Genomic DNA, 12563 nt, shown 5'->3' with positions numbered 1-12563 from the left:
ATAAACAAAAAAATAAGGTTATCAACAAAAAAACATACGCCAATCTTTGAAGATGGCGTATGTTCTCTTGATCATGCTATTTTCATTTTACCCATTCAACAAGGCACGTTCCAAGAGCGCTCCAGCTTGGTGCTGCCCTTCTAGGTTTCGTTCCCCGGAGAATTTCGACACACGATCCATGTTCGTGATCACAACGATGACCATGCTCTTTTTCCCTTGACTATGGATATAAGGCAAATCCATTTGAGCAATTTTAGTGTCAACGGTTACCTGATCACCGACCTTTACAAGTACATCGAATCCTGCCCCATTCAAGTTGACAGTATCAATTCCCATATGGACTAATACTTCGACGCCATTACTAGTTTTAATTCCTAACGCATGTTTGGAAGGGAAAATCGTAGTGACTTTTCCGCTGACCGGTGCAAAGATGGCGCCATCGATTGACTCGATTGCAAAACCATCCCCCATCATTTTCGTTGAAAAAACTTCATCAGGCACATCTTCTAAAGGAATATATTCTCCTTTAGCTACAGCGTGTAGATTCACTTCGTTCGTGTACTCAGTATCTTCAGCTTGTTCGTTTGGTACTAAGAAATAAGTGATGGCGAATGAGGAAACCAAAGCGATCACTATCCCAAGTACCGCAAAAACAAAATACTGACCGATATAAGCTGGTAAGCTAAAAATACTTGATAAAATATAGCCGTAGATCCGAACACCGAAGAAACTGATAAACGCTGAAGCGATCGAGCTACCGATTGTAGCCGCCATAAACGCCTTCTTGTATTTTGATAAGATCCCAAATAGCGCTGGTTCAGTGATTCCTAATAGACCAGAAACAGCAGAAGATAGTACCAATGACTTTTCTTCTTTTGATTTTACCTTGAGATAAATTGCCGCTGTCGCACCAGTGATCGCCATGTTCGCCATGAACATCATCGGCATCAACATGTCATAGCCTTGATTCGCAAAATTTTGTAAGGCAATTGGGGTCATCGCATGATGCAACCCAGTAAAGATTGCAATTGGACGGATCGCACCGACCACGATACCAGCTAACACTGGTGAGATTGAGAATAACCATGCCACACCAGCTGCTAAGAGGTTACCTAAATGAATACTGATCGGGCCGATCACTGTGAGTGTCAACAATCCTGCAACAAACAGGGAAATGGTTGGTGTGAAAACCGTTCGTAACACTTGTGGCAACAACTTATCCACCCAACGATAAATGTAGCTGAGTGCCAATACCGCAAAAATGATCGGGATAACTGTTCCTGCATAATTAAAGACAGGAACTGGAATGAGACCAAACAGTTGGAAAGCAGAGATCGAACCTTCAGCAACCGCTGTCGTCATGGTGGGAAATTGTAAAGTTGCAGCGATCGCAATCGCTAAATATGGATTCGTTTTGAAGATCCGAGCGGCAGAAGCAGCAACGAAAAATGGCAAGAAAGTAAATACGCCACTCGCAATCATATCAATGATCAAATACGTATCCGTCTGGTTCGAAATGACATTCAATGCCACTAAACCGGCCATCAAACCCTTGATCATTCCTGCCCCAGCAATTGCTGGTACGATCGGACCAAATACACCGGAAACAGTATCCATAAATAAGGATACGACGCCTTTTTTCTCTCCTTCACTTCGTTCACTTGTTTCATCCAACCCTAATTCTTTCGCAATTGGTGCAAAATAGTCAGCGACTTCTGTACCGATCACGACTTGCAGTTGTTCACTTTGATATTTTGTCCCCACCACTTTAGGTGTTTTTTCCAACGCAGCATAATCCACTTTTTTCTCATCTTTTAAATCAAACCGTAATCTTGTCATACAATGCCAAGCGTTGTTGATATTACTTGCTCCACCCACATGTTGTATGATTTGTTTTGCTATTTCTTCATGCTTCACATGTTCTCCCCCTTATTCTCATCAAACAATGATTCTTGTTTCCGCTTTCACCCAAATAGTAGCATGTGGAACGCCACTTGTAAAACCAGTCCTTTTTAGTAAATAACCAATGAAAAAGCTTTAATATCAACGTTTATAAAAATACTAACGTAAAATTGGACTGATTTTTAGTCGGTTTAGATGTTTTTATTAGACCAAATTGACAGGATGTTCTTCCCCATGTTTCAATGAGGATGCACATGATTCATATTTATGTATATTGGAGTGAAAAAAATGACACCAACGATCATTACAAATATAAAAAGTTACGCAATCAAACCAGATCGTCACAACTTGTTAGTCGTAAAAGTTGAAACAGATAAAGGCGTGACCGGCTTCGGTTGCGGCACTTTCCAATTTCGTCCTTTGGCTGTCCAGACCGTAGTTGAAGAATACTTAAAACCTTTACTGATTGGACGCGATGCGAATCAAATCGAAGACCTTTGGCAAGTCATGAATGTCAATTCTTACTGGCGGAATGGGCCAATCACAAATAACGCCATTTCAGGTGTCGATATGGCGCTCTGGGATATCAAAGGGAAAATCGCTGATATGCCATTGTATCAGTTATTCGGCGGAAAAGCTCGAACAGCAATTCCTGCGTATACGCATGCTGTCGCAGCTAATCTAGAGGACCTCGATCGTGAAATCGAAACATTTCTCGCACAAGGGTATCGTTATATTCGTTGTCAATTAGGTTTTTATGGGGGAAATCCAACGAATTTAGCAACACCTGAACAACCACTTGCTGGCTCTTATTTCGATCAAGAAGAATACGTGTCCACTACGCTATCCATGTTTGAACATATCCAAAACAAATATGGCGATCGTTTCCAAATGTTACACGATGTTCACGAACGCTTGCATCCTAACCAAGCGATCCGTTTTGCAAAAAAAACAGAAAAGTACAATCTTTTCTTTTTAGAAGATATTCTACCGCCAAACCAAAATGAATGGTTGGCTCAATTGCGAAGTCAATCAACGACCCCGATTGCTACTGGAGAATTGTTCAATAATCCAATGGAATGGAAAGAATTAGTTCGCAATCGTCAAATCGACTATATGCGTGCCCATGTCTCACAAATCGGCGGGATCACGCCTGCCTTGAAATTGGCACACTTTTGCGAAGCGATGGGGATACGAATCGCTTGGCATACGCCATCTGATATCACACCGATCGGCTTAGCAGTGAATACGCATTTGAACATCCACTTGCACAATGCGGCGATCCAAGAAAACATCGATGTTCCTGAAAATACGAAACAACTTTTCGGAAATATCCCCACACCAAAAAAAGGCTTTTTCTATCCGATCGAACAAAGTGGGATCGGTGTCACATTCAATGAAGAACAGGCGGCAGAATTTCCAGTTGTCTATCGTCCACACGAATGGACACAAAGCCGTACACCAGACGGCACGATCGTGACACCGTAATTCCAAAAAAAAGCTATCCTTACACGAAATATGTAAGGATAGCTTTTTTTGGTTCCGCTGTATTCCTATTATTATAATAATGAATACACGTGTAAACCTTAGTAGCTTTTTATGTAAAACATAGTTTTCAAAAATCAGTTTCTAAAGAATAATCTAAAATCTGTTTGACTTGAAGAAAATCGTCTCCTCTTAGACGATCAATAAATTCTTTACTAATAATCCGGTCAGTATCAAAACTATGAATTTGTGTAGCGTTCACTCTTCCACGTATCTTGTAATCATTCAAAGAAACATACCCAGAAAAGTTGTTCCCCCAGTCATTACCGGACAGACAATAATATAGTTCGTTTTTTTATTGTAAGCATTTGAGGAAACAACTAAAGCTGGCTGCTTCCCTCTTATTTCCCTGCTAAAAGAAGGCGTAGAATTAAGTCAGATCAAATCACCTTGTTGAGGTTCATACATTTTTCCCAATCTCCTCTTTTGCTATTGTTTGCCATCCCTCATCTTCATCCTTTTGAAATGGTTCATCCAATAAAAATGGATTTTCTATTTTTGGTGTGAATATTAATCCTCCATTCTTAGATTTATATACGACATATTTTGATCCAGCTTTAACCTGATACTGTTTAGGAATTGAAATAGAGATAGAATTCCCTACTTTACGAGCTTTTACATTAATCATCATTTATCACTCCTCACACAGCAAATTTTATTATGTAAAATTTAATTTTATAACGTAAAAGATACTAATACAAAAATAAATCAATAGAGTTTCTCAGACCTTCTTAATCTTTTATTTAATGCCACATTCTCATTAAACACTTATTGAATATTGACTTAAAAAAGGCATATAATCAACTTAAATCACAATAATAATTTTAAGGAGGATAAACATCTATGTCGAATAAAACCCAAGCTGCGAGAAAACTTGTTCAAGTTATTTGGTTGTTACAACTTTTAACTTTGTATACTTTTTTCCTAACAACTAACGATCAATCCTATCAGCTATCGAATCTGATCATGAAGTTACTTATCATGCTCTCTCTAGGTTTACAGAGTATTTTTATACGCAGTAACAGGAACTATAAATTTGGTATCATTTTTACATACAATCAATCAACAATAGCTCAAATAGTTGAAAGACTTATTTGGTTCATACTTATTGTAAGTTATTTTTTTGTGTTTTATATTTTCTATTATAAATAATATAACTTACTTCACTTATCAAGCATTTGTAAGAAAGCACTGATGATTGCGTTTTACGCTTCATCAGTGCTTCCTTCACAATCACTATCAACTAATTCGCTTTAATGTTTTCTTCCTTAACTTTCAAAAAAGCTACATTTTTACAGAAGTTTTTTCCTTAAGCTATTTTGAGACTACTCAAATCCTCAATCAATCCTCGAACGATGGATCTCACGGTCAAAGGGGCGGATGTAAGTCACAGAGTAGTCGATGGCAATGATACTGCTGTATTCATAGACTTGTCCATCTTCTAATATAGCTCGGTTCGTGATTTGCATGGCTGGTGTACCGCGTTTACATAGCAATATTTTTGATTGTTCTTTGGAAGTCGTGATTGGGTCATAACTCGTGATATAGTGAGAAATTCGATAGCCTTTTTGTTCCACGTACTTTTGGATGGAATGTTCGATGACTTCTTGGGATAAGTCGGGAAACATTGCTACCGGCATTTTTGACATTTCTAACTGCTCGATTTTATAATCAACGATTCGAATACGTTCAAATGTCCAAACTTCGGCGCCGTCATCAAGTTGAAAGATTTTTTGCTCATCCGCCGTTGCTGGTGCTTTGTTTAAACTGATCATTTTTGAATGGATCCGATCATAAGGGGTACGTGTCAAAGAATTGAAGATCAAGGGATTTTTGACCCATTTTTCATGGATAAAGATACCTGATCCTTGAACGACACGGACAATACCGATTTCTTCCAGGTTTTTGATCGCTTGTTGGATCGTAAAGCGAGAAACATGATAGATTTCCGCTAGTTTTCGTTGATTCGGTAATTTTCCATCTTTAAATTCTTCTTGATAGATCTTACTCAATAAATCTTGGACGATGAATTCTCGTTTTTTCATGATCTTCTCCTTTACGGGTTACATTCACTTCTTTATCTTAACAAAAAAACAACCAATCACAACCCACTCATGATGAGCCAGTGGAGAACGAAACGTATTTAGAACAAAAAAGCCACAAAAATTGGCAAAAAGAACCATTTTTGTGACTTCATCTAATCAATTGAAGTTGAATCTTTCTTCTTGATCTTCCTAATTCAAACGTAATTCTTGACCAGGGTTAAAGAAGAAATCATCCATCGTCATGCCATTCAAGGACAAGATCGTCTCAACTGGCACACCCGTCCGTTGCGCAATTTGATTTGGACCTTCGCCTTCACGTACAACGGTTGTAGCTGCTTGATTGGCTTGATTGCTCGTATCTTCTGTGGACTGTGCCGTGTACTGATCGGCTTGTGACTCCGACGTTTCTGTTGTTTCTGGTGTCGCTTCCGTCGAAGGTGTCGTCTCTTCCGAAGAAGATTCGCTACTAGGTGTCGCTGCTTGAAGTTCCGCACTTGTTCGCAGATAAATGTCGGAGATCCGAGCGACCTGCGCCGTATAACTTGCAGATAGCTGATTGATCATGGTATCTAGGTCGATATCCTCCTTGTTGGAAGCATCTTGGTACATCCCTCTTAATTTACTGATTCCTTCATCCGACAAGGCTTGAAGTTCTCTTGCTTTTCGGTTGGCAATGACCGAAAGACCATTGACACCGTCTTGATTGTTTTGGATCTCTGCTTGGTATTCTTCGATCAACACTGGGGTTTTATCTTCGATTTTCTTCGAATAATCTGCAACGACTGCTTGTAGTTGTTCAGAAATAGCTCCTGAAGGTTCTGTTGCTTCGCTGCTTTCTTGTGTTGCTTCAGTTTCAGATGAAGCAGTAGTTGAAGCTGTGGACGATTGCGTCGTTTCACTCGTCTTTGCTACCGAGTTTTCACTGGCATTGTTTCTACTATGGAGATATAATCCAGTACCTGCACCAACCAGTAGTAAGACTACTGCAACAGCGGCACCGATTTTCATCATACGCATGCGTGATGCTTGTTTCTGTTGTTGTCTTCGAGCTGATCGAACATTGCCACGCTGTTCATTTTCTTCATTCATTTCATTCACCACCTGTTATTTCTGTAAAAAAATAGCGTTACCAACTTTCTTGTAGTTCCATTGTAGCAAATAATAAGCGTTATGAACATTTTTTATTATGTTATTACTGAAGAAAAATCACCATTTTTGATGATTCCAAGATTCTCCATCGATTTCTCCTTGCAACTGCTCGATCCGTTCATTGATTTCGACAAATAAGCGTGACATTTCATGAAGTAAGGCTTTGCCCTCATAATCCGCTTGCGTACTCAATTCGGCTAATTGTTCTGTCAACCATTGATCCATTATAAGGTCTTTCCTTTCATCTCTTGTAGTATAAATGTCAGATCTTCAATATTTTCTTTGGCTTCTTCTAACATCGTTTCGATCATCTGCTGCTTCATCGGTGCTTTTTCCTTGATGCGTTCATTTTGTGCAAATCGTTCGATAAACCAATCGATCCGATTGATCAGTGAAGGTTTTTCGACTAATGTGAGATATTGCTGATAACTGATCAGGCGTTCAAACCGTTGTTCTTGAGTTAAGTACATGAACTGTGCTAAAACAAACGGAGGCAAAAAGGTCATCTGGAATTTATGGGCAATTCGTTGATACGGACGCAAATACTCCGAGATCGTATACTCTTCTTTCCCACCTGCTTGGTATTCTTTTTCACTCACGCCGGTTGTTAAGACGATCCCTAATTCTTTACCTGATAAGACTGCTGTTGCCGCTTCTAACACTTGGTCTTGCCACATTTTCAAATGGGCTGGCGCGCTATACCAATAGAAAGGAAATTGGAAGATGATCCGGTCATGCTCTTTCAATAAAGCAAGTTCTGCTTGAAGATCAATTTCCCCATCTGGATAACAAGCTTCTAGATGATGCCAAGTAGTCGATAGCTGGCTGGATGCTTCTTTAAAAAACTGTTGGTTCAACGATGTGTCAATTATCGGATGGCTGACAATAATCAATGTTTTCATAGCTTTTTCCTCCCGTTTTCTAGTCTAGCATATCCCAAGAAAAACCCAGTCAACAATGCCTTTATGTCTTAGGTCGCCCAAGAAATGATGGCTTGTTCTTCTAATTGCTTTTTTAATTGTTCTGCGGAAACTCCTTTGATCTTTTCGTTATTCATTCGTCTACGATAGTTTGTCGCCGTCTCACCAGTGAATTTCTTGAACATGCGGCTAAATACGACCAAACTATTGAAGCCGACTTGATAAGCGATTGCTTCAACGGATTCTTCCGTCAGAGATAAGAGAAACGCTGCCCGATTGATGCGAACACCAATCATATATTCTTTGATACTGATCCCCATATGATTTTTGAACACACGAGAGAGATGACTTCGGTTAACGGATAATTTTTTTGCGATCTCCTCAACAGTCAAACGCTCGCTGTAATGTTCTTCGATATACTGTACCGCATCAACAGCGAGGGCTGAATAACTTTTTTGTTCTCCTAAATGAACATAGCCACCATCTTCTAATAAGAGCGCGAGCAATTGATACGTCAACGCATTTAATTGCAGCTCATCGACTAGATTTTTTGTCGAGTAATTCATACATGCCAAGATAATCTCCACATATCTAGCAATTTCTGAAGAAACCATCGTGTATTGATCATCTTTGAATAAAGAATGTTGAATGATTTTATCGGCTACTGCCCCACCGAAGGAAATCCAACAGTAGACCCAAGGATCTTCACCATCCGCCAAATAAAAAGTAGAATCACCCGGTCTAATCAAAAAAAGATCACCTTTTTTTAATTGATATTGCTGATCTTTTACGCGATAGACTCCTTTTCCTTCCATCACGATATGCAAAATATAATCTTGACGAATAGCTGGTCCAAATGAATGAAAGGGCAATGTTTTAGAAAAACCGCAAAAGTCAAAGTATAGTTCTTGTGAGATGGATTGATGTTCTTTTTTCAAAAAAATCGCTTTTTCCATTGACGTACCCTCTTTCGTATTTTCTTTATTCTACTATAGATGCAACAAAAAGTTAAATACTGCTCACAGAAATACATTCAAGCAAGTGCTCTTCTTTGATATGATTGAATGGTAAAAACAGTAAACGCCCCATTGTAAACGCTTCATTTAATGGTATAGTTAATTTGATTAGGCGTAAACTGCGCCTACACCAACTACTAATCCAGCACCAAGAAAGGACTACTTAAATGGACATTACTAAAAAAACATTTGGACAATCTGCACATTTGATTACTTTAACCAATCAACAGGGTACGACCCTCGCTGTTACCGATTTAGGCGCACGGATCGTCAGTTTGACATTCATGGGTAGAGAGTTGATTCTAGGTTTTGATTCAGCAGAAGAGTATCTCGAAAAAGATGCCTTTATCGGAGCAACGATCGGACGAACTGCTGGGCGGATCGATGCAGGCAAATTCACCCTCGACGGCCAGACGTATCAACTACCTGTCGATCCTGCAACTGGTCACTCCTTACATGGCAGTACGCCAAGTTTTGAAGAAAAAATCTGGCAATACGAAATCATTGATGGCGAACAAGAAGCCACTGTGGTCTTTACCACGACTAGTCCCGACAAAGAGCGTGGTTTTCCAGGGAATTTATCCGTAGAAGTTCGCTATACTCTTACAGAAGATAATATTTGGCGTGTCACAACGAAAGCAGTCAGTGATCAATTGACACTATTCAACCCAACTAATCATGTTTATTTCAACTTGAGTGGTGATGTGACGCAACCAATCGATGACCATACTTTGTGGGTCAACAGTCAAGCCTTTGCTGCTTTACGACCAGATAGCATTCCGACAGGTGAACAAATAGAAGTGACTGGAACACCGTTTGATTTTCAAACACCAACAAAACTAACGACTGTTTTCACCAGTGACTTTCCACAAAAAGAATTATTTGATGGAATCGATCATCCGTTCTTCTTAAAGGACACAGGCTTAGATAAAACGGCCGCTTCTCTTTTAAGTCCAGATGAAACAATCAAAGTCAGTGTCAGGACGGATGCATCGAGTATCGTCATTTTCACTGCCAACTTTGGGGAAGATACACCTGAAATGCGCGGGCAACGTTTAGCGAACCATGGCGGCATCACTTTTGAAACACAAATCGCTCCAGGAGCAGAACGTTACCCTTCTTTCGGCGACATATCTTTGGTACCGGAAACACCATTTGAGACGATTACAGAATTCAAACTTGAAGCAAGAGAGGAACAAGACAGATGAATAAAACAGCACATTTAACAACGAAATTCAATGAATTATTTGGTGAAAAACCAACAACAAACTATTTTTCACCTGGGCGAATCAACTTGATCGGTGAACACACGGACTACAACGGTGGACACGTTTTTCCTGCATCGATCACTTATGGCACTTACGGCGTTGCTGCACGTCGAGAAGACAACAAAGTATTAGTTTACTCAACAAACTTTGAGGAAATCGGCGTGATCAAATTCACGCTTGATGACCTGACATTTGATAAAAAAGACAACTGGGCAAATTATGTCAAAGGAATGATCTTGAAACTAAAAGAAGCTGGCTATACCATCGAGAGCGGTTTTGAATTGGTGATTGAAGGAACGATCCCTAATGGTGCCGGACTTTCTAGCAGTGCTTCGTTAGAATTATTAGTGGGGGTTGTTCTGGAAGATTTGTTTGATTTAGCGATCGATCGCTTGACACTCGTTCAAACTGGAAAAAAAGTAGAAAATGAATTCATTGGTGTCAATTCAGGGATCATGGATCAATTTGCGATCGGTTTTGGAGAAATCGACCATGCCATCTTGCTAGATACGAATACATTACACTATGAAATGGTCCCAGTTAAATTAGATGGCTACGCCGTGGTTATCATGAACACGAATAAACGACGTGAATTAGCGGAATCAAAATATAATGAACGTCGCAGCGAATGTGAAGAAGCCTTGAAACGTCTACAAACGAAGCTGGACATCAAAGCTTTAGGCGAATTAGATGAAGCGACTTTCGAAGCGAATACGGACTTGATTGGCGATGATACCTTGATCCGTCGCGCACGTCACGCCGTCACTGAAAATCAACGAACATTAAAAGCAAAAGCTGAATTAGAGCAAGGAAACTTAGAAGCTTTCGGTCTATTATTGAATGATTCTCATTACTCACTCCGTCATGATTACGAAGTCACAGGCATCGAATTAGATACACTTGTAGATGCCGCACAAGCGCAACCTGGTGTATTAGGCGCACGAATGACAGGCGCAGGATTTGGTGGCTGTGCCATCGCTCTAGTCAAAGAAGAGGAAATCCCCGCCTTTAAAGAAAATGTCCATGCACGTTATTTAGAGGTTGTAGGATATGAGCCAGAATTTTATGTAGCACATATCGGAAGCGGTACGACGAAAATTTAGTTAAAAACAGAAACATGCGTCTGGGCTTGGCAAACAACCAAACTCAGGCGCATATTTTATTGAATAATGATTTTGAATCTAGGTTAAATAATTTTGAAAAAATTTAAAAATCAGCGGTTGATTAGTTGCATCTTATTTTAATTATAAATTTCTTTTTCAGTTAAAAAGACAGAAAGAATGTATTTGCATTCTTTCTGTCCCAAATCATTCTAAAATTCTTTATTCCTCGTATCACTATTTTGACTTGCAACGCTACAAAGTGTTCAGTCGTTTAACCCAAGATCTCAACAATTGCTTTGTTGAATTCAGGCAAGTCATCTGGTGTACGGCTAGTAACTAATTGATTATCGATCACCACTGCTTCATCTTTGACATTGGCGCCAGCGTAAGCCACATCTGGACGAACAGTATCGTAAGCAGTCATTGTTCTACCTTCTGTTAGACCGGTTTGGATAAACAATTGTGGGCCATGACAGATAGCAAATAACGGTTGGTCATTTTTCAAGAAGTAAGTAACGAAATCAACAAAACGTTGATCCTTACGTAATTGATCCGGTGAGAATCCTCCAGGGATCAAGAGCGCATCGAAATCTTCAGGAGAAACTTCATCAATGCTGCGATCGATCGTGAACTCGCCACCTTTTTTGCCTTTGATCGTTTGGTTTGCTTCAAAACCAATCGTTGTCACTTCATTCCCCGCATTTTCCAATGCTTCTTTTGGTGAAGTCAACTCAATATCTTCGACTAAATCAGTTACGATTGCTGCAATTTTTTTTGCCATTTTTCCTCTTCCTTTCTTATCGCTTGATTCTAGCCTAAAGGATTTCAGAAAAGTGTGCAAATCATCTGTTTATGATTTATAACCTATTTTATTTAAAAGAAAAATGATAGTTTCTCTTTTAAAGTTAAGCACCTAGTTTTTCACGAACAATGGCTTCAGTCAATGTCTTTGAAAAATTTAGATGCATTTCTTTACCTAACTTATCTGCCCATTTTGGGATCGTTAACGTCTTTTTTACAGGTTCCTCTGTGCCTAAATATTCTGTTAGATCTACAGAGACCATTGAAATAAATGATTTTTCAGCATCATATTCTAATATGAACTCAGAGTCACTTTTAAAAGGGTTATTTTCTATAAGTGACAATGAACTGATAAGAGATGGTTCAGGTAATGTTCGGTCTTCTTCTATCTCAGCCGCCAAAAGAATACCTAAGTAATCAGAGGCATTTTCGAGCGCTTCAGGAATGTCAGATCCGCTTGTACCAGCCATCTCCGGAAAATCTGGAAAGAAAACAGAAAATCCCGAGTCATAGCCTTCACTTGTTTCTGAATAGAATAATGCCGGATATGAAATAAGCATGATCCTCCTCCTCTCTCAAGAAGCAGGAACAAAGCTATTTTAACCCTGCCTCAGTATCGCATGTTCTGTCCCTTTAGGTAGCTTGGAAGGAACAATAATTGGTCGATTTACTCCTGGTAGTTTCACTTTTATATGAGAACCTTTTCCACCTTTAACTTTTAACCCACTTATGGAAATCAAGAGTTTGACCATTTCCTGTTATGTCATTGGCATTGTTACAATACCTCCTGACATATCTATACTAACACGTGTAA

General features: G+C 39.4%; 13 protein-coding genes and 1 pseudogene. 3 read left to right on the top strand and 11 right to left on the bottom strand.

From position 1 onward, the window contains the following. Positions 1-87: 87 nt before the first annotated feature. Positions 88-1917: a glucose PTS transporter subunit IIA gene (locus IGK01_RS02660; protein WP_010736253.1), complete on the bottom strand. Its 1830-nt coding sequence runs from the start codon at positions 1915-1917 to the stop codon at positions 88-90. Between the two features lie 273 nt (positions 1918-2190). Here IGK01_RS02660 and IGK01_RS02655 point away from each other — a divergent pair, with 273 nt between their 5' ends. Beyond that, a complete protein-coding gene (locus IGK01_RS02655) occupies positions 2191-3390 on the top strand; it encodes an enolase C-terminal domain-like protein (protein ID WP_010736254.1) in 1200 nt (399 codons plus the stop codon). A 282-nt stretch (positions 3391-3672) separates the two neighbouring features. On the opposite strand, the pseudogene IGK01_RS02650 reads toward IGK01_RS02655, so the two are convergent. The 7 genes and pseudogenes from IGK01_RS02650 to IGK01_RS02620 all read right to left on the bottom strand — a co-directional run. Further along, positions 3673-3798: pseudogene (locus tag IGK01_RS02650) on the bottom strand (type II toxin-antitoxin system PemK/MazF family toxin); the annotation flags it as partial. A 49-nt stretch (positions 3799-3847) separates the two neighbouring features. After that, positions 3848-4078 carry a type II toxin-antitoxin system PemI/MazE family antitoxin gene (gene mazE / locus IGK01_RS02645; RefSeq protein ID WP_010736255.1) on the bottom strand — a complete coding sequence of 77 codons (231 nt, stop codon included), beginning with the start codon at positions 4076-4078 and terminating at the stop codon, positions 3848-3850. 706 nt (positions 4079-4784) lie between these two features. Then, entirely contained in the window at positions 4785-5492 is a 708-nt protein-coding gene (locus IGK01_RS02640; RefSeq protein WP_010736257.1) for a GntR family transcriptional regulator, read from the bottom strand. Between the two features lie 189 nt (positions 5493-5681). Beyond that, complete coding sequence (locus IGK01_RS02635; protein ID WP_071866708.1) at positions 5682-6581, bottom strand: LysM peptidoglycan-binding domain-containing protein; 900 nt, start codon at positions 6579-6581, stop codon at positions 5682-5684. 117 nt (positions 6582-6698) lie between these two features. Beyond that, positions 6699-6866, bottom strand: a complete 168-nt coding sequence (locus tag IGK01_RS02630) for a hypothetical protein (protein ID WP_010736259.1) — start codon at positions 6864-6866, stop codon at positions 6699-6701. Further along, on the bottom strand, positions 6866-7543 hold the full coding sequence (locus IGK01_RS02625) for an NAD(P)H-dependent oxidoreductase (protein ID WP_224434533.1): 678 nt from the start codon (positions 7541-7543) through the stop codon (positions 6866-6868). Before IGK01_RS02625 ends, IGK01_RS02630 begins: the two co-directional genes overlap by 1 nt. Before the next feature lie 68 nt (positions 7544-7611). Further along, entirely contained in the window at positions 7612-8517 is a 906-nt protein-coding gene (locus tag IGK01_RS02620) for an AraC family transcriptional regulator (protein WP_010736261.1), read from the bottom strand. Between the two features lie 227 nt (positions 8518-8744). Between IGK01_RS02620 and IGK01_RS02615 the strand changes: the two genes are divergently transcribed. Together IGK01_RS02615 and IGK01_RS02610 are read left to right on the top strand one after the other, a co-directional pair. Then, positions 8745-9785: an aldose epimerase family protein gene (locus IGK01_RS02615; protein ID WP_224434532.1), complete on the top strand. Its 1041-nt coding sequence runs from the start codon at positions 8745-8747 to the stop codon at positions 9783-9785. Beyond that, on the top strand, positions 9782-10948 hold the full coding sequence (locus IGK01_RS02610; protein ID WP_224434531.1) for a galactokinase: 1167 nt from the start codon (positions 9782-9784) through the stop codon (positions 10946-10948). Before IGK01_RS02615 ends, IGK01_RS02610 begins: the two co-directional genes overlap by 4 nt. Before the next feature lie 271 nt (positions 10949-11219). Here the strand turns inward: IGK01_RS02610 and IGK01_RS02605 are convergent, their stop codons facing one another. The 3 genes from IGK01_RS02605 to IGK01_RS02595 all read right to left on the bottom strand — a co-directional run bounded on the left by IGK01_RS02605 (position 11220) and on the right by IGK01_RS02595 (position 12501). Continuing rightward, entirely contained in the window at positions 11220-11729 is a 510-nt protein-coding gene (locus tag IGK01_RS02605; RefSeq protein ID WP_010736264.1) for a type 1 glutamine amidotransferase domain-containing protein, read from the bottom strand. Positions 11730-11853: 124 nt separating this feature from the next. Continuing rightward, the gene (locus tag IGK01_RS02600; RefSeq protein ID WP_010736265.1) at positions 11854-12309 is read right to left on the bottom strand and encodes a type II toxin-antitoxin system HicB family antitoxin; all 456 of its coding nucleotides are present in this window, start codon (positions 12307-12309) and stop codon (positions 11854-11856) included. A 39-nt stretch (positions 12310-12348) separates the two neighbouring features. Next, positions 12349-12501 (bottom strand): type II toxin-antitoxin system HicA family toxin, encoded by a 153-nt coding sequence (locus IGK01_RS02595; protein ID WP_438747602.1) that lies wholly within the window; start codon positions 12499-12501, stop codon positions 12349-12351. Positions 12502-12563: the final 62 nt, after the last annotated feature.

This window comes from Enterococcus sp. AZ080 (assembly GCF_051714945.1).
Classification (GTDB): domain Bacteria; phylum Bacillota; class Bacilli; order Lactobacillales; family Enterococcaceae; genus Enterococcus_B; species Enterococcus_B pernyi.
Note: the sequence above shows the minus strand (reverse complement) of the source record. Positions and strands in the feature narration are given on the sequence as shown.